This window comes from Streptomyces poonensis (genome assembly GCF_014650915.1).
Classification (GTDB): domain Bacteria; phylum Actinomycetota; class Actinomycetes; order Streptomycetales; family Streptomycetaceae; genus Streptomyces; species Streptomyces poonensis.
This window is the reverse complement of record NZ_BMVW01000016.1, coordinates 117,979-135,010: the sequence shown is the minus strand read 5'-3', so window position 1 is coordinate 135,010 and position 17,032 is coordinate 117,979. Positions and strand designations below refer to the sequence as shown.

Here is a 17,032-nt window from a genome sequence, read left to right as displayed (position 1 = left end):
ACGTTCGATAGGCGCAGCCTACTCATCCGCCGGCAGCGTCCTCCTGCTCGTCGTCCCCGTCGTCCCCGGACATGATCCAGCGCTCGGCGAGGGCCCGCCCGCACTGCGCGAGGAGCCGGGCCGACAGGGCGCTGTCGCGCGCGCAGTCCCGGTCCGTCAGATCCGTCAGGGCCTGCACGGAACGGAAGTGGGCGGCGGTCCGCGCCGCGGGCAGCGTGCACCGCCCGGCGACGGCGTGCACGGGCACCCCCCGTTCGCCGGCCCGCCGGGCCAGCGCGACGGGCAGCTTGCCCGACAGCGACTGCTCGTCGAGGCTGCCCTCGCCGGTCACCACCAGGTCGCTCCCGTCGAGCAGCCGGTCGGCCCCGAGCAGGGTGAGGAAGTAGTCGGCGCCCGGCCGCACCCGTCCGCCGAGCAGCATCCCGGCGAAGCCGAGCCCTCCGGCGGCTCCGGCCCCGGGCGCCTCGGCGAGGGCCGCCGCCCCGGTGGCCCCGTCCGCCTCCAGCCGCCGTACGAAGTGCCCGAGCGCGGCGTCCAGCCGGCGGACGTCACGCTCGCCCGCGCCTTTCTGCGGCCCGTAGACGGCGGCCGCGCCCCTCGGCCCGAGCAGGGGGTTGTCCACGTCGGTGGCGAGGACGAGGTCGACACCGGCGAACGCGTCGCGGGCGGAGCCGAGTCCGGCGGTGCGGAGGCCGGCGAGACCGCCCCCACCCGGCCCGGCCAGTGAGCCGTCGGCACGGTGCAGCGCGGCGCCGAGCGCCTGGAGCAGCCCGGCGCCGCCGTCGGTGGTGGCCACGCCGCCGAGGGCCAGGACGATGGTGTCCGGTGTGCCGGCCGGGTCGGCCAGTACGTGCCCGATGGCCTCTCCGACGCCGCGGCTGGTGGCCGTCAGCGGTGCCGTACGTCCGCCCGGCAGGACGCCGAGCCCACAGATCGCCGCGGCCTCGACGAGGACGGTACGGCCCCGTACGGCGACGGCCGCCGTGACGGGGTCCCCGGTCGGCCCGGTCACGGTGACCTCCCGGGCCGTGAACCCGGCGGAGCACGCGGCGGCCACGCTGCCCTCTCCGCCGTCCGCGAGCGCGAGCCGGTCGACCCGGAGGTGGGGCGCCCCTTCCAGGAGCCCACGCTGGAGGGCGAGGGCCACCTCGTCGGCGCTGAGGGAGCCCTTGAACTTGTCGGGCGCGATGAGGACGGAGGCGGCCATCAGTGCCTCACCTCGGCGACTTTCGCTTCCGTTCCCGGTTCCGTCGCCACTGCCGTTCCCGGTTCCGTCGCCACTGCCGTTCCCGGTTCCGCTGCCGTGGGACCGTCGCCGGCCTTCTCCAGCGGGACCGCCGGGTCCTCGACGACCCTGCCCGCCAGCACGTCGCGCGCCCTGGCGAGGTCCAGTCCCTTGTCCCACTTGGCGATGAACAGGGTGGCGACGGCGTTGCCGAAGAAGTTCACCAGCGCCCGGCACTCCGACATGAACTTGTCGATACCGAAGATGAGCATGATGCCCGCGGCCGGGACGTGGCCGACCGTGGACAGGGTCGCGGTGAGGGCGATGAAGCCGCCGCCCGCGACGCCTGCCGCGCCTTTGGAGGTGAGCAGCATGACGGCGAGCAGGCCGAGTTGCTGGGTGAAGGTCAGCGGTGTGTCGGTGGCCTGGGCGATGTACAGCGTGGCGAGGGAGAGGTAGATCGCCGCGCCGTCGAGGTTGAAGCTGTAGCCGGTCGGTACGACCAGGCCGACCGTGGACCGCTCGACGCCCATGAACTGCAGCTTGCGCATCAGCCCGGGAAGCGCGGGTTCGGCGGTCGACGTGCCGAGGACCAGGAAGAACTCCTCCTTCAGATAGCGGAAGAGCTGGAAGATGTTCAGCTTCACGTACGCGCCCAGCACGCCGCCGAGCACGACCACCACGAACAGGATCGACGTGACGTAGAAGAGCAGGATCAGCGATCCGAGACTGGTCAGCGTGGACAGGCCGAACTTCCCGATGGCGTAGGCCATCGCGCCGAACGCACCGAGCGGCGCGGCCTTCATCACGAAGGACAGCACCTTGAACACGACCTCGGTGAGCCGGTTGACGCCCGCGATGATCGGCTCGCCGGCCTTCCCCACCGCCTTGAGCGCGACGCCGAAGATCACGGCCAGGAAGATGACCTGGAGGATGTCCCCCTCGACGAAGGCACCGAAGAAACTGTCCGGGACGAGGTGGGTGAGGAACTCCCACCACTCCTGGTGCTCGCCCTTCTCTATGTACTCCCCGGCGTCACCCGAGGTGTCGAGGGTCGACGGGTCGGCGTGCACGCCCTCGCCGAGCCGGAGGACGTTGATGGCCACCAGACCCGTCAGCAGAGCGATGATCGTGCCGATCTGGAAGTACGCCAGCGCCTTGACGCCGGTCAGACCGACCTTCTTCAGATCCGCGACCCCGGCGATGCCACCGATGATCGTCAGAAAGACGATCGGCCCGATCAGCATCTTCATCGCGCTGATGAACGTCGTGCCGATCGGCTCCATGGCGGTGCCCAGATCCGGCCACCGCCAGCCCAGCACGATACCGATCACGATCGCCACGAGCACCTGTACGTAGAGCTGCCGGTACCAGGGCTTCGACGACGGCTGCGGGGGCCTGTCCGCTGCGCTGCGGTGCTCCGGTGCACGCCGCGCGGCTCCGTCCGGGGTATGCGTCATTGCCACCTCCTCGCTCGCGCGGCACCGAGCCCGATCGCTGCCGCGCTGACTGGCCCACAGTGAACCGGGGCGTACGGCGGTGGTCCACGACCAAAAACCGATGCCCTGTATAGGCGGCTCCTATCGGACAGGCGACAAGCGCATCGCGCCGCGGCCCTTACGGCACCTGCCCCGTATGAGCTATTCGCGATACCCGGGAGATGACCGCGCACCACCCGCTCCGCGAGGGCCGATTCCGCGCTTCCGCCCCATCGGCCAGGGCGCCACATCGTCGGCCGGCGCGAAGAGTGCGCTCTCTTCCCGAGATCGCGCGCTCGTGCGGGGCACTGCGCCCGCTTCGGCGACTTGCCCTCTCATCGGCTGCTCCGATATGCATTTTTCCGTCGGCGCATTCCCGCCTCCGTTCAGGGCCGGAGGCGGGGATGTGCCGCAGTGCGCCGCGGCCGTCTCGCGATCGCCTGATTCGATTTCCCGTCGGAACGGACGCGCGTTCGACCGCCGACGGGGAACCATCTCGGAAGAATCTTTCGGGAGCCATTTCGACAGCAGGCGCGGCAGGCACGGAAAAGCGCAGCCGCAGGAGAATACCTGCGACTGCGCCTGCCGTTCCGGGGAGCGGGCGGCCGGTGTCCGTCAGGGGTCGCCGGCACCGACGCCGTAGCTGCCGTCCGCACTGACGGGGGCATGGATACCGTCACCGTGGAAGTGCGCCTCGTAGCCGTTCACCGCGATGTTGGCGACCTCCAGGTCGGAGGGCAGGTTGGAGTCGCAGCTGGCCGTGCCGTTGACGTCGGTGAAGTCCTCGCAGAGGATCTCCTCACTGCCGGGCGTGGTGAAGACCACCCGGAGCCCGGACACCGGCGCGCCGGTGTCGGCGCGGTGGATGTCCGCGCGGTGGTTCCAGAGCTGGCGGGACAGCACCAGGATTTTCGCCTGGTAGGCCTCCATGGTCACCGGGACGGCGCCGGCGCGCGACGCCTGGCCGGCCTCGGCGGTGCCGGCGAAGGTGCCGGCGGTCAGCGCCGCAGCGCCGAGCAGGGCGCCGAACACCCGGTGGAATGTGCCTTTTTTCATGGTGATCTCCAACAGCCGTGCGAAAGCATGAATGACCCGGTTGGCTGCACCGGGAGATCCACAATCTGACAGGCACACCTGCATATGAGCAATAGAACACACGCACCTGTCCACGGAAGAGGAAAAGGAGGGTCGACGCTGCCGTAGACTCACGCGTTTTTCGGTGGTCATATCCTGAGCGCCCGTACGGCGCACTCCGGGCTTCCGCAGTCGCTTTTCGCGTCACCTTCCGGGATGTGCGGATACCCCGTTCGAGCAATTCCCCGTTGTTTCACGCTGAAAGATGTTCGTCATATCGTCATTCACTGCGGGCCCGTACGAGCGCCGGCGGTGGGCCCGGCGACGCTGCCGGGTCCCGGACGACCGCCCTCCGGACCATGTTGATCAATCACCGCCGGACCACGGGTAGGCTGGTCAGGCTGCGGCTCCCCCCACCGTCACCGTCCGAACGAGGTGCGTCACGCCTGCGGCAGACGAATTGGTCTTGTGGCATGAGGCATGAGGATGAGACAGGTGCTGATAGCCGGCCGTTACCAGCTGCATGATCCGATCGGCCGAGGCGCGATGGGAGAGGTGTGGCGGGCCTATGACGAAACGCTCGGCCGACCGGTCGCCCTCAAGCTCCTGCTCAACCAGGGTGCCGACGCCACGGCGGCCTCGCGGTTCCGCCTGGAGGCACAGACCGCCGGCCGGCTCAACCACCCGCACGTGGTCGGCGTCCTGGACTTCGGCGAGCAGGAGGACCGGCTCTACCTGGTGATGGAACTGGTCGAGGGGGACAGTCTCGCCCGGCTGCTCGCCGACTCCGGCCCGCTGCCCGCCGAGCGCGTGGCCCGTATCGCCGCCGAGGCGGCCGCCGGGCTCGCGGCCGCTCACCGGCAGGGCATCGTCCACCGGGACATCAAGCCCGCCAACCTCCTCCTCGACGCGAACGGCACCCTCAAGATCGGGGACTTCGGCATCGCCCGGTTCCTCGACGACCCCGGCGCCGCGCTCACCGCCACCGGCCAGATCGTCGGGACGAGCCTGTACATCGCGCCCGAGCGCGCCCTGGGACAGACCGCGGGCCCGCCCTCCGACATGTACTCGCTGGGCTGCGTGCTCTACCAGCTCCTCACCGGCCGCCCGCCCTACCAGGGCGACAGCGCGGTCGGCATCCTCCACCAGCACCTCGACGCCGCCCCCGTACCGCCCCACGAGCTCGGCGTGGCCATCCCGCCCGCCTTCGAGAACTACCTGCTCGGCCTGCTCAACAAGCAGCCCCAGGACCGGCCGACGGCCGAGCAGGCGGCCGAGTGGTTCGCGGCGGGCTCCTGGCAGGGCCGCGCCGAGCCCCTGCCCGCCGCCGCCCCGATGACCGCTCCTCCGGCCGCCCCTCCGGCCACTCCCCTGGCCGCGCCGGCGGCCGCCACCGCACAGAGCCCCGTCCCCATGGGGGAGACCGGCCCCCCGACCACCTACAAGCTGCCGACGGCCACCGGCGGCGCAGCACGCGTGGGGCGGGGGCACGGTGCGCCGCGGCCCGGCGCCCGTGGACTCGTCACGCGCCGGTCGAGAGTGGTGGTCGTCGTCGCCGGTGCGGTGCTCTTCCTGGCCGCGGTGTTCGTCGGCATGGAGTTGTTCTCGTCCGACCGCAGCGTCGCGGAGAACCCCCGTCCGAGCGACTCGACGACCGGTTCCTCCTCCTCTTCGTCCCCGTCGTCCGCTTCCGCCTCCCCCGACTCCGCGCCGGCCTCGACGCCGGGCCAGTCCTCGGGCGACGTCGCCCCGGCCGCCCCGGAGGCACCCTCCAGCAGCAGCGCCCCGCAGCAGACGGAGACCTCCCAGGGGACGGACTCCGCTCAGGAGCAGCAGGCGGAGGAGGAGCAGAAGAAGCAGAAGCAGCGGGAGGCGGACGAGGACGAACCGGACGAGGACGAACCGGACGAGAACGAGAACTGATGCACTGACCGGCGTCATACGGCGCCGGACCGTCCACGCGACGGTCCGGCGCCGTTTCCGTGCCAGAGGCCGCAGAACTGGGTTGTTTTCGGCCTTTCCCGCCACGCCCGCGCCGTCCGCGCCCCTGCCGGCCGCCGACAGCCCTATGCTTCTACATGACTGTAGAAGCAACCGCCGCAGGGTTGGCATGGGCCGCGGCCGAGTGACCAGCCCTCTGCACCACATTCGTACGTTTAAGGAGTGGACGCCGCGATGGTGTTCAAACGACTGCTCGGCTCGCTCGGTGTGGGCGGCCCCACGGTGGACACGGTTCTCGACACCGGTTCCGCCCGGCCCGGTGGCGCGCTCACCGGCCAGGTCCATCTCAAGGGCGGCACCGCGGACTTCGGCATCGAGCACATCACGCTGGAGCTGGTGGCCCGGGTCGAGGCCGAGCACGAGGGCGGTGAGAGCGAGGGCGTCGTCGCCTTCGAGCGGTTCACCGTCGGCGGTGGATTCCGGCTCGCCGAGGGCGAGGCGCGCAGCGTGCCGTTCAGTGTGACGCTGCCGTGGGAGACGCCCGTCACGGAGCTGTACGGCCAGGGACTGGGCATCGTCCTCGGTGTGCGGACCGAGCTGGCGGTGGCGGGCGCCAAGGACAAGGGCGACCTCGACCAGCTCGCCGTCGCTCCGCTGCCGGTGCAGGAGGCGATCCTGGAGGCCTTCGGGCAGCTCGGCTTCGGGTTCCGGTCCGCGGACCTGGAGTACGGGCGCATCGGCGGCACCGGCCAGCAGCTGCCCTTCTACCAGGAGCTCGAGCTGACCCCGGCGCCGCAGTACGCGCACCAGACGAACGAGATCGAGGTGACCTTCCTCGCCGGCCCGGGCGGCATGGAGGTGGTCCTGGAGGCCGACAAGCGCAGCGGCCTGTTCTCCTCCGGCCACGACGCGCTGACCCGGTTCACCGTGTCCCACGAGGGCGTCGGGCACCAGGACTGGAACGGCATCGTCGACGGCTGGGTCCGGCAGCTGGTCGAGCACCGGGCCGCGTACGGCACACACGCCGCCTACGGGCACGGCGACCCGTACGCCGGGGGCGGCCATCACGGGCACGGGTACGGCGAGCACCACCACGACGGACACCACGACGGACACCGCTCCGGCCCCGGCATGGGCACCGCCGTCGCGGCGGGTGCGGCCGGGCTCGCGGTCGGTGTCGTCGGCGGCATGGTCGCGGCCGAGGTCGTGGACGAGGTCGGGGACTTCTTCGAGGGCGAGGAGGACGAGGAGGGCTGAGCGCCTACCGGCGCCACCGGCCTGCGGGGACACGCAGGCCGGTGGTGGCCGGTGACAGCGGGCGGAGGCCGGCCCACGCCATGGCCGGCCTCCGCCCCGGGGGTACGGACGCCGGCCCACGCCATGGCCGGATCCGTCCGGGGAGCAGTCCAAGTGGCCTATCTGACGATGCGGCGCGCGAGCGCTGTCGACCCCAGGTGCAGCAGGTACTCCAGCGGGCCGCGCCGGAACAGACGGGACCAGAGGGTCGCCAGCAGCATGGCGGCCCCGATGAAGGCGAGCAGCACCCGCAGCACGGCCATGGAGCCGTCGTCGACGGCGGCCACGTACCAGACGTCGATCAGCGCCCACAGGGCGACGATGTGCAGTACGTACATGGTCAGAGCCGCCTTGCCGACCGCGCTGACGGGGGTGGCCAGGCGCGTGGTGCGCGGCAGCCGGGCGGCGACGGTGAGACACGCGGAGATCACGAGCAGGGCGACACCCGTGTTGCCGATGACGGAGAACGTCGTCTGGCTGTGCGGTGCCGCCACCAGCAGCCAGGGGAGGGGGATGAGGTCCTCGGGCTCGCCGGCGGTGTCGGACCACCAGGCCGCCGAGGCCTGGCCGCCGTCCGTGGCCGACGAGATGACGTGCAGCGCGGCCGGGCCCGCCAGGTGCAGGGCCAGCCAGGAGCCGCCGTAGCCGAGGACGGCGAGCGCGCCGCCGGTGCACGCCAGCCGGGGCCGGACGCCGGGCCGGGCGAGGTCGAGACGGGCCACCGCCATGCCCGCGACCAGGAACGGGATCCAGGTGAGGACCGGGTACGACCCGGTGAACAGCAGCTCCACGAACCCGTCCGAGTCGGTGACGCGGGCCAGCGGGTCGTAGGCGATGACGACGTCCGCCCAGTCGCTCACCTCGATCGACTGGCGGATCGCGTACAGCAGCTGGGGCAGGATCAGCGCGCCCGCGGCGGCGACGACCGCGAGCGTGCCGGCCCGCAGCCGGCGCAGCGGGAGCACCGCGAGGAACAGCAGCCCGTAGAAGGCGAGGATCACGTCGACCCAGGTGTCCAGGGCGGTCAGGGCGAAGCCGAGCGCGATCAGCACCACGGCGCGGACGACGACCCGGGCCGCCGCCTGCCGTCCGGCGAGCCCGGTCCGGGGCTGCGGCCGGCCGGTGAGGACGACCAGGGAGAACCCGGCGAGCACGGCGAACAGGGCGGAGGAGCGCCCCCGGGCCAGCTCCAGCAGGAATCCCACCGGACCGCCCACCGTCACGCTCGGGCCGACGTGGGCGGAGTACATCCCGAAGACCGCGAGTCCGCGGGCCAGGTCGATGCCGATGAGCCGTCCGGTCGACGGCGTGCCGGAGGGAGCGCGGCCCGTCCCCGGCCGGGACGGCGCCGCCGACGGCGCGACCGGCGTTGCGTGGTGCTTCATGTACATCAGGGTCCGCGCGCACCGGGTCGCGTCCCACCCGGCGACCTTCCGACGACACCCGGCCGAACGGCTGGTCCTGTCCGGCCGGTCGGCCGGTCGCCGAACCCGCCAGCCCGGCGGGAAACCGCCCCGGCACGCGAAGGTACGGCCGTGGACGTGATACGCATCGGACGTCGGTCAGGCGTCGAACAGCGACCGGCGGCGAACGGCGAACAACGACCGCCCACGAGCGGCAGACTGGCGACGGACGACGGACGACGGACCGACGACGAGCGGCAGACTGCAGACCCTCGAAGGGCGACGACGGACCGGCGGCGAGCGACGGAGTGACGGCGGAACGCATACGACGGACAGGCGTCGAACAGTTGAGTGGCTACGAGCGCCGGACCGGTGGCGGGTGGAGAGCGGACCAGCGGGTGAAGAGCGGGCCGGCGGGCAGCGGGCGACGAGCGGAGCGCACGTGATCCGGGTACTGGTGGTGGACGACGAGGCCCTGATCCGCACGGGCTTCCAGCACATCCTGGGCGCCGCGCCGGACATCGAGGTGGTGGCGGCGGTGCCCGGCGGGGAGGCGGTCCGGGCGGTGCGGGCGGCCGCCCCGGACGTGGTGCTGCTGGACATCCGGATGCCGGACGTGGACGGCCTGACCGTGCTGGCGGAGCTGCGCCGGCTGGCCCGGCCGCCGATCGTGGCCATGCTCACCACGTTCGACACCGACGAGTACGTCACCACCGCGCTGCGCTCCGGCGCGGCCGGGTTCCTGCTGAAGGACACCGACCCGGAGCAGCTGCCGTATCTGGTGCGCACCCTGGCGGCAGGCGGCACCGTGCTGTCGTCGAAGGTGACCCGGCGGGTGGTGGACGGCTATCTGGACACCGGGCTGCGCGAGCCGGCCACGGCCCGGCTGGTGGCCCGGCTCACCGACCGGGAGCGGGCCGTGCTGGTGCTGATGGCGGAGGGCCTGGCCAACACCGACATCGGCGACCGCATGCACCTCAGCCTCGGCACCGTCAAGGGCCACGTCACCGCCATCTTCGGCAAGTTGCAGGTGAGCAGCCGGGTCCAGGCGGCCCTGATCGCCGAGCGCGCCGGTCTGCTGCGGTCACCGCGGGAGGAGGACGCATGAGCATCCGCGGCATGCCGCGCAGCACGACCCGAGGCCTGACCGTCCGGGGCCTGACCGCCCGGCGTACGGCCGGTCACCGCAGGCCCCCCAGGCGCCTGTCCGGTCTGCCCGGCTGGCACTTACCCGCCCCGCTCGTCGACGCCGCCCTGGTCGTGGCTTCCCTGGCGGACGTACGGATCAACGTCCCCGCCGACTACGAACAGGGCATGGTGTGCGCCCTGCTCGCCGCCTTCGCCCTCCCCCTGCGGCGCCACCTGCCCCTGCTGACCTTCCTCCTGACGCTCCCCTCGGCCCTGTTCAGCGACGCGGTGTTCGCCCCGCTGGCCGCCCTGTACACGCTCTCCTCGCTCAACCACCACCGTTCCCTGCTGGCGGTCTGCGCCGTCGTCTACGCGGTCAGCGACTTCCTGCCGTTCCGGTGGTGGGAGCCGGAACACGTCGACTTCTCCGAGCATCTCAGCCTGATCCAGCTCACCTACACGCTGGCGTGGGCCACCGCTCCCGTCTTCCTCGGCCAGCTCGTCCAGGCCAGACGGGAACTGTCGCTCCGGCTCGCCGAGATCTCCGAGGCCCGCGAGCACGAACGGCTGCTCACCGCGCAGAGCGTGCTGGCCAGGGAACGCGCCCAGCTCGCCCGGGAGATGCACGACGTGGTCGCCCACCAGGTCAGCCTGATCGCCGTCCAGGCCGGGGCGCTCCAGGTGGGCACCCGGGACGCCGAGACCCGGCAGGCCGCGGCCACCATCCGGCGGCTCAGCGTGCAGACGCTGGAGGAGCTGCGGCACATGGTCAGCGTGCTGCGCGCCTCCGGCAGCCGCCCCACCGAACTCACCCCGCAGCCGTCCCTCGCCGACCTCCGGCGTCTGGTGGACACCAGCGGCATCGAGGCGGAGCTGCACACCGACCTGCCCGGCACGCTGCCGCCCCCCGTGCAGCGCGCCGTCTACCGGACCGTCCAGGAAGCCCTGACCAACGTCCGCAAACACGCCCCCGGGGCCCCCGCGACGATCCGTCTCCACCACGAGGGCGACACGGTCCACGTCACCGTCGCCAACGCGGCCCCCACCCGGCCGGCGCTCCCGCTGCCCGGCGCCCACCACGGACTCGTCGGCCTGCGCCAGCGGGCCGAACTCCTCGGCGGCACGGTGACCTCGGGCCCCACCGCGGACGGCGGGTACGAACTGCGCCTGGAGCTGCCGGCGGATGCCGGGCATTAGTTCCGTGGCAGCGGCGAGGGCGGTGGTGGCGGCGGCAGAAGCGCCGCCACCGCCCTGATCAGCGGGTCCACGCCGGGATGGCCGGCCTCGGCGTCCTCGATCAGCCGGGCGCGCATCCGGGGATCCCAGAAGGCCCGGATGTGCGCGGCGATCTCCTCGGCCGCCGTGGCCGGGTCGCGGTGCCGGAACTGGGCGGCGATCTCGTTGGCCAGCCGTACGTGGGCGGGTGTGGGTGCCGTGGTGGTCATGGCCGGGCTCACCTCACGGGTCCTGGTGCGGCCGGTACCGGCTGTTTCAGGGTCACCTGCACCGCCGTCACCTTGTACTCGGGGCAGTTGGTCGCCCAGTCCGAGTTCTCGGTGGTGACCACGTTGGCGCCGGTCGCCGGGTGGTGGAACGTCGTGTAGACGACGCCCACCGGCATCCGGTCGTCGATCCTCGCCCGCAGGCTGGTCTCGCCGACCCGGCTGGCCAGCACCACCGTGTCCCCGTCCCGGATGCCGCGCACCTCCGCGTCGTGCGGATGGAGTTCGAGGACGTCCTCCGGGTGCCAGGCCACGTTGCCCGTACGGCGGGTCTGGGCGCCCACGTTGTACTGGGACAGGATGCGGCCGGTGGTGAGGATGAGCGGGAAGCGGCGGGTGCTGCGCTCCTCGGTCGGCACGTACACCGTCTCCACGAACCGCCCCTTGCCGCGCACGAACCCGTCCACGTGCATGATCGGGGTGCCCTCGGGCGCCGCGTCGTTGCACGGCCACTGCACGCTGCCGACCCGGTCCAGCCGGGCGAAGGACACTCCGGCGAACGTCGGCGTGGTCAGCGCGATCTCGTCCATGATCTGCGCGGCGTCGTCCCACTTCATCGGGTAGCCCATGGCCTGCGCGAGCTCGCAGACGATCTCCCACTCGTGCTTGCCGGTCCTCGGCGCCATCACCGGCCGTACGCGGTTGATGCGGCGCTCGGCGTTGGTGAAGGTGCCGTCCTTCTCCAGGAAGGAGGTGCCGGGGAGGAAGACGTGCGCGAACTTCGAGGTCTCGTTGAGGAACAGGTCCTGGACGACGAGCAGGTCCAGGGAGGAGAGCGCCGCCGTGACGTGCCGTGTGTTCGGGTCGGACTGGGCGATGTCCTCGCCGTGCACGAACAGCGCCCGGAAGGAGCCGTCGAGCGCCGAGTCGAACATGTTGGGGATGCGCAGGCCCGGCTCGGCGAGGATCGTGCGGCCCCAGAGCGTCTCGAAGACCGAACGGACCGCGTCGTCCGAGACGTGGCGGTAGCCGGGGAGTTCATGCGGGAAGGAGCCCATGTCGCAGGAGCCCTGGACGTTGTTCTGGCCCCGGAGGGGGTTGACGCCGACGCCCTGGCGGCCGATGTTGCCGGTGGCCATGGCGAGGTTGGCCATGCCCATCACCATCGTGGAGCCCTGGCTGTGCTCGGTGACGCCGAGGCCGTAGTAGATGGCCGCGTTGGGGGCGGTGGCGTAGAGGCGGGCGGCGGCTCGCAGTTCCTCGGCCGGTACGCCGGTGATGTCGGCGACGGCCTCCGGGCTGTGCTGCGGCTGGGCGATGAAGCGTTCCCAGGTCTCGAAGTCCTCGCACCGGTCGTTCACGAACTCGCGGTCCACCAGGCCCTCGGTGACGACCACGTGGGCGAGTGCGTTGACGAGGGCCACGTTGGTGCCGGGGGCGAGCTGGAGGTGGTGGGCGGCCTCGACGTGCGGGGAGCGGACGAGGTCGATGCGGCGCGGGTCGGCGACGATGAGACGGGCGCCCGCGCGCAGGCGGCGCTTCATCCGGGAGCCGAACACCGGGTGGGCGTCGGTGGGGTTGGCGCCGATGAGCAGGATGACGTCGGCCTGGTCGACGGACTTGAAGTCCTGGGTGCCGGCGGAGGTGCCGTACGTCTGCTTGAGGCCGTAGCCGGTGGGTGAGTGGCAGACGCGGGCGCAGGTGTCGACGTTGTTGTTGCCGAAGGCGGCGCGGACCATCTTCTGGACCGCGTACACCTCCTCGTTGGTGCAGCGGGACGAGGTGATGCCGCCGATGGCGCCGGTGCCGTGCGCGGCCTGGATCTCCAGCAGGCGGCGGGCCGTGTACCCGATGGCCTCCTCCCACTCGACCTCCCGCCAGGGGTCGGTGATCCGCTCGCGCAGCATCGGCTTCAGCTTGCGATCCGGGTGGGAGGCGTAGCCGAAGGCGAAGCGGCCCTTGACGCAGGAGTGGCCCTCGTTGGCGCCGCCGTCCTTGTACGGGACCATGCGGACGACCTCGTCGCCGCGCAGCTCGGCCTTGAAGGAGCAGCCGACGCCGCAGTACGCGCAGGTGGTGATCACGCTGCGGGTGGGCATGCCGAGCTCGACGACCGACTTCTCCTGGAGCGTGGAGGTCGGGCAGGCCTGCACGCAGGCGCCGCAGGACACGCAGTCGGACTCCATGAAGCTGCCGCCCGCGCCCGCCGCGACCTTCGAGGCGAAGCCGCGGCCCTCGATGGTGAGGGCGAAGGTGCCCTGGACCTCGCCGCAGGCACGCACGCAGCGGGAGCAGGAGATGCACTTGCTCGCGTCGAAGTCGAAATAGGGGTTGGAGCTGTCGGTGGGTTCGGTGAGGTGGTTCTCGCCGTCGAAGCCGTAGCGGACCTCGCGCAGGCCGACGACGCCCGCCATGTCCTGGAGTTCGCAGTCACCGTTGGCGGGGCAGGTCAGGCAGTCGAGCGGGTGGTCGGAGATGTACAGCTCCATGACGCCGCGGCGGAGCTTCGCGAGCTTCTCGGTCTGGGTGCGGACCTTCATGCCGGGGGCCACGGGTGTCGTACAGGAGGCCGGGGTGCCCTTGCGGCCGTCGATGTCGACCAGGCAGAGGCGGCAGGAGCCGAAGGGTTCCAGGCTGTCGGTGGCGCAGAGCTTGGGGATGTCGATGCCGGCCTCGGCGGCGGCGCGCATCACGGAGGTGCCCTCGGGGACGAGGACCTCCGTACCGTCGATCTCGACGGCGACGGTCGCCTCGCCGGGGCGGGCCGGGGTGCCGAAGTCGGGCTCCTTGATCAGGCTCATCGCCGTGCCTCCGTCGTCGTGGCGAGGTCTGTCGTCGCGAGTTCCTCGGTGGTGGGGGCTCCGGTGTCGGCTGCGGGCTGCTCGCCGAAGTCGGCGGGGAAGTGCTCCAGCGCGCTCTTGACCGGCATCGGCGTCAGCCCGCCCATCGCACACAGCGAGCCCTCGGTCATCAGGTCGCACAGGTCGTTGAGGAGCGTGAGGTTGGCCCGGCGGTCGATCCCGGCGGTGATCCGGTCGATGACCTCGACACCCCGTACCGCGCCGACCCGGCACGGTGTGCACTTGCCGCAGGACTCGGCGGCGCAGAACTCCATGGCGAACCGGGCCTGCCCGGCCATGTCCACGGTGTCGTCGAAGACGACCACTCCCCCGTGCCCGACCATCGCGCCCGCCGCCGCGAACGCCTCGTAGTCCATGGGGAGGTGGAAGCGGGCGGTGGGCAGGTACGCGCCCAGCGGCCCGCCGACCTGCACGGCCCGTACCGGGCGTCCGGACCGCGTACCGCCCCCGTAACCCTCGACGAGTTCGCCGAGCGTGACGCCGAACGCGGTCTCGACGATGCCGCCGCGCGCGACGTTGCCGCCGAGCTGGAAGACCTGCGTGCCGCGCGAGCGGCCGGTGCCGAGGCCGGCGAAGGCCTCCGCGCCGTCGGCGAGGATCATCGGTACGGAGCCGAGGGTGAGGACGTTGTTCACGACGGTCGGTTGGCCGAACAGGCCCTCCAGCGCGGGGATCGGCGGCTTGGCGCGCACCGTGCCGCGCTTGCCCTCCAGGCTCTCCAGCATGGAGGTCTCCTCGCCGCAGATGTACGCCCCTGCCCCGACCCGTACGTGCAGGTCGAAGCGGAGGTCCGAGCCGAGGACGTGCTCGCCGAGCCAGCCTCGCCCGTACGCCGTCGTGATGGCGGCGCGCAGGGCGGCCACGGCGTCCGGGTACTCGGAGCGGACGTAGACGTACCCCTCGGTGGCGCCGACCGCGCGGGCGGCGATGGTCATGCCCTCGATGAGGGTGAACGGGTCGCCCTCCATCAGCATGCGGTCGGCGAACGTTCCGCTGTCCCCCTCGTCGGCGTTGCAGCAGACGAACTTGAGGGGGGAGTCCGCCTCCCGCACCGTCTTCCACTTGATGCCGGCCGGGAAGCCCGCGCCGCCCCGGCCGCGCAGTCCGGAGTCCGTCACCTCGGTGACGACCTCCTGGGGGCTCAGTTCCAGGGCCCGGCGCAGTCCGCGCAGGCCGCCGTGGGCGAGGAAGTCGTCGGGGTCGAGGGGGTCGATGACGCCCACGCGGGCGAAGGTGACGCGGTTCTGGGTACGGAGCCAGTCGATGTCGTCGGTACGGCCGAGGTGCAGCGGGTGCGTGCCGGCAGCGTCCAGCAGGCCCGCGGCCACCAGCCCGTCGACGTCCTCGGGGGCGACCGGGCCGTACGCGAGCCGCTGCCCGTCGGGGCCCGCCACCTCGACCAGCGGCTCCAGCCACAGCAGGCCGCGCGAGCCGTTGCGGACCAGGCGGATCTCGCGTCCGGCCGCGGTGGCCGCCGCGGTGATCCGCGCGGCGACCTCGTCGGCGCCCACCGAACGCGCGGCCGAGTCGCGGGGAACGTACACCGTCACGGGGGTGCTCATGCGTCCGCCTCCTGGGGAACCGACGCCAGCAGGGCGTCCAGCCGCTCGGGAGTGACCCGGCCGTGCAGACGGCCGTCGACCTCGACGGCGGGTCCGGTGGCGCAGTTGCCCAGGCAGAAGACCTGGTCGAGGGTGACCGCGCCGTCGGGTGTCGTCTCGCCGAAGGACACGCCGAGGCGGGACCTCACGCGGTCGGCGAGTGCGCCGGCGCCCACCGCCCGGCAGGCCTCGGCGCGGCAGATCCGTACCGTCGTACGGCCCGGCGGGGACTGCCGGAAGTCCTCGTAGAAGGTGATGACGCCGTACACGTCGGCCCGGGACAGGTTCAGTTCGCCGGCCAGGACCGGGATGACGGACGGATCGACGTACCCGAGCTCTTCCTTGACGGCGTGGAGTACGGGCAGCAGCGCGCCGCGGGAGTCGCGGTGCTCCGCGACGATCGCACGCACTCGCTGCTCCAGCTCCAGCTCCAGCCCCGGCTCCGACTCCGGTTCCGGCTCCGGCGACTGCTCCGGCGACGCTGCCATGACCAGCCCTTTCGGTCGCACAACAGGACACAGGGACAAAGGCACTGTGCTGCTGTCACCGGGCCCCGTCCAAGGGCGCGTCCGAACGTTGTTGGCTATGGGGTGTTAGGCGCCGTCTATCAACCACCGTCCGTCGCCTCCCTCAGAGGGCCCTGTCTGCGCAGACACGCGCGCAGGACTCCGTCGAGTTCGCCCGCGACATCCACCTGGTGCGCCACGTCGACCAGGGCGCGCACCAGGCTGAGCGCGGGGTCGCGGTCGGCCAGCACGAGGCCGACGTGGTAGCTGCGGGCGGGCCGCTCCATGGGGACCAGCCGCATGCCCGCGGGGACGCCGAACAGGCCGAGCCAGGCGTGGGCGATGACACTGGACCAGCGGCCGGTGCCGAGGTGGGCGTAGAGGGCGGAGACGGTGTCGGTCTCGAGGGAGGCGTGCACGGCGCCGACTCCCGCGTCGGCGAAGCAGCGGTCGAGTATGCGGCGGTTCTGCATCTGCGGGGACAGCAGGCACAGCGGGAGGCGGGCCACGTCCGCCCAGCCGGCGCGGGACCGGTGCGCGAGCTCACCGTCCCCGGGTGTGAGCAGGAGGTGCCGTTCGCGGTACAGCGGGACCGTGCGGACGCTGCCGAGGGGCTCGCCGTCCACATAGCTGAGGCCGACATCGAGGTCGTACTCGGCGAGCCGGTGCACCATCTCGCGCGACGACAGCGACTCGAGCGAGATCCGCACCTGGGGGTGCCGGTCGAAGAAGGGCATGGTCAGCAGTTGTGCGGCGGTCAGCGCGGTGGGGATCGCACCGATGCGCAGGACACCGGTCAGTCCGCCGTCCATGGCCGCGATGTCGTCGCGCAGGGCGTCGCGTTCGGCCAGGATGCGGCGGGCCCACATCACCACCCGCTCGCCCTCCGGGGTGAAACCCTCGAAACGCCTGCCGCGGCGCACGATCATCACCTTGAGCTCACGTTCCAGCGTCCTGATGCCCGCGGACAGGGAGGGCTGGGAGACGTGGCAGGCCTCGGCGGCGCGGGCGAAGTGGCGTTCGCGGGCCAGGGCGGTCAGGTACTCCAGTTGTCTGAGCAGCACCGCGGGCCCCTCC

The 17,032-nt window shown here is 72.0% G+C and carries 13 protein-coding genes; 4 read left to right on the top strand and 9 right to left on the bottom strand.

All coding sequences use genetic code 11. The features are described from left to right. Nucleotides 1-22 precede the first annotated feature (22 nt). The 3 genes from IE242_RS30155 to IE242_RS30145 form a co-directional block, all read right to left on the bottom strand. Complete coding sequence (locus IE242_RS30155; RefSeq protein WP_189864879.1) at nt 23-1,207, bottom strand: glycerate kinase; 1,185 nt, start codon at nt 1,205-1,207, stop codon at nt 23-25. After that, a complete protein-coding gene (dctA, locus tag IE242_RS30150; protein WP_189864876.1) occupies nt 1,207-2,685 on the bottom strand; it encodes a C4-dicarboxylate transporter DctA in 1,479 nt (492 codons plus the stop codon). Before dctA ends, IE242_RS30155 begins: the two co-directional genes overlap by 1 nt. Before the next feature lie 633 nt (nt 2,686-3,318). Further along, a complete protein-coding gene (locus IE242_RS30145; protein WP_189864874.1) occupies nt 3,319-3,759 on the bottom strand; it encodes a hypothetical protein in 441 nt (146 codons plus the stop codon). A gap of 504 nt (nt 3,760-4,263) precedes the next feature. Here IE242_RS30145 and IE242_RS30140 point away from each other — a divergent pair. Beyond that, entirely contained in the window at nt 4,264-5,700 is a 1,437-nt protein-coding gene (locus IE242_RS30140; RefSeq protein WP_506417257.1) for a serine/threonine-protein kinase, read from the top strand. 252 nt (nt 5,701-5,952) lie between these two features. Further along, nucleotides 5,953-6,975 carry a sporulation protein gene (locus tag IE242_RS30135; RefSeq protein WP_189864872.1) on the top strand — a complete coding sequence of 341 codons (1,023 nt, stop codon included), beginning with the start codon at nt 5,953-5,955 and terminating at the stop codon, nt 6,973-6,975. 158 nt (nt 6,976-7,133) lie between these two features. Here the strand turns inward: IE242_RS30135 and IE242_RS30130 are convergent, their stop codons facing one another. Continuing rightward, nucleotides 7,134-8,399 carry a DUF418 domain-containing protein gene (locus IE242_RS30130; protein WP_189864870.1) on the bottom strand — a complete coding sequence of 422 codons (1,266 nt, stop codon included), beginning with the start codon at nt 8,397-8,399 and terminating at the stop codon, nt 7,134-7,136. A gap of 460 nt (nt 8,400-8,859) precedes the next feature. Here IE242_RS30130 and IE242_RS30125 point away from each other — a divergent pair, with 460 nt between their 5' ends. Together IE242_RS30125 and IE242_RS30120 are read left to right on the top strand one after the other, a co-directional pair. Further along, the gene (locus IE242_RS30125) at nt 8,860-9,525 is read left to right on the top strand and encodes a response regulator (RefSeq protein ID WP_189864868.1); all 666 of its coding nucleotides are present in this window, start codon (nt 8,860-8,862) and stop codon (nt 9,523-9,525) included. Beyond that, entirely contained in the window at nt 9,522-10,742 is a 1,221-nt protein-coding gene (locus IE242_RS30120; protein ID WP_229859635.1) for a sensor histidine kinase, read from the top strand. The genes IE242_RS30125 and IE242_RS30120 overlap by 4 nt, the downstream gene beginning before the upstream one ends. On the opposite strand, the gene IE242_RS30115 is transcribed toward IE242_RS30120, so the two are convergent. From IE242_RS30115 to IE242_RS30095, 5 genes are all read right to left on the bottom strand, one after another. Continuing rightward, on the bottom strand, nt 10,739-10,990 hold the full coding sequence (locus tag IE242_RS30115) for a formate dehydrogenase subunit delta (protein WP_189864866.1): 252 nt from the start codon (nt 10,988-10,990) through the stop codon (nt 10,739-10,741). The two genes, IE242_RS30120 and IE242_RS30115, sit on opposite strands and share 4 nt — an antisense overlap. A gap of 8 nt (nt 10,991-10,998) precedes the next feature. Continuing rightward, entirely contained in the window at nt 10,999-13,788 is a 2,790-nt protein-coding gene (gene fdhF / locus IE242_RS30110; RefSeq protein WP_189864864.1) for a formate dehydrogenase subunit alpha, read from the bottom strand. After that, nucleotides 13,785-15,410 carry a formate dehydrogenase beta subunit gene (locus IE242_RS30105; RefSeq protein WP_189864862.1) on the bottom strand — a complete coding sequence of 542 codons (1,626 nt, stop codon included), beginning with the start codon at nt 15,408-15,410 and terminating at the stop codon, nt 13,785-13,787. The genes fdhF and IE242_RS30105 overlap by 4 nt, the downstream gene beginning before the upstream one ends. Further along, the gene (locus IE242_RS30100; RefSeq protein ID WP_189864860.1) at nt 15,407-15,937 is read right to left on the bottom strand and encodes a formate dehydrogenase subunit gamma; all 531 of its coding nucleotides are present in this window, start codon (nt 15,935-15,937) and stop codon (nt 15,407-15,409) included. Before IE242_RS30100 ends, IE242_RS30105 begins: the two co-directional genes overlap by 4 nt. A 119-nt stretch (nt 15,938-16,056) precedes the next feature. Then, complete coding sequence (locus tag IE242_RS30095) at nt 16,057-17,019, bottom strand: LysR family transcriptional regulator (protein ID WP_189864858.1); 963 nt, start codon at nt 17,017-17,019, stop codon at nt 16,057-16,059. Nucleotides 17,020-17,032 lie beyond the last annotated feature (13 nt).

What these genes read in the sequence shown, in the direction of transcription:
- IE242_RS30145 (WP_189864874.1), bottom strand. Translation starts at nt 3,759, where the DNA reads ATGAAAAAAGGCACATTCCACCGGGTGTTCGGCGCCCTGCTCGGCGCT.
- IE242_RS30130 (WP_189864870.1), bottom strand. Translation starts at nt 8,399, where the DNA reads ATGAAGCACCACGCAACGCCGGTCGCGCCGTCGGCGGCGCCGTCCCGG.
- IE242_RS30140 (WP_506417257.1), top strand. Translation starts at nt 4,264, where the DNA reads ATGAGACAGGTGCTGATAGCCGGCCGTTACCAGCTGCATGATCCGATC.
- IE242_RS30135 (WP_189864872.1), top strand. Translation starts at nt 5,953, where the DNA reads ATGGTGTTCAAACGACTGCTCGGCTCGCTCGGTGTGGGCGGCCCCACG.
- IE242_RS30155 (WP_189864879.1), bottom strand. Translation starts at nt 1,207, where the DNA reads ATGGCCGCCTCCGTCCTCATCGCGCCCGACAAGTTCAAGGGCTCCCTC.
- IE242_RS30115 (WP_189864866.1), bottom strand. Translation starts at nt 10,990, where the DNA reads ATGACCACCACGGCACCCACACCCGCCCACGTACGGCTGGCCAACGAG.
- IE242_RS30105 (WP_189864862.1), bottom strand. Translation starts at nt 15,410, where the DNA reads ATGAGCACCCCCGTGACGGTGTACGTTCCCCGCGACTCGGCCGCGCGT.
- IE242_RS30100 (WP_189864860.1), bottom strand. Translation starts at nt 15,937, where the DNA reads ATGGCAGCGTCGCCGGAGCAGTCGCCGGAGCCGGAACCGGAGTCGGAG.
- dctA (WP_189864876.1), bottom strand. Translation starts at nt 2,685, where the DNA reads ATGACGCATACCCCGGACGGAGCCGCGCGGCGTGCACCGGAGCACCGC.
- IE242_RS30120 (WP_229859635.1), top strand. Translation starts at nt 9,522, where the DNA reads ATGAGCATCCGCGGCATGCCGCGCAGCACGACCCGAGGCCTGACCGTC.
- fdhF (WP_189864864.1), bottom strand. Translation starts at nt 13,788, where the DNA reads ATGAGCCTGATCAAGGAGCCCGACTTCGGCACCCCGGCCCGCCCCGGC.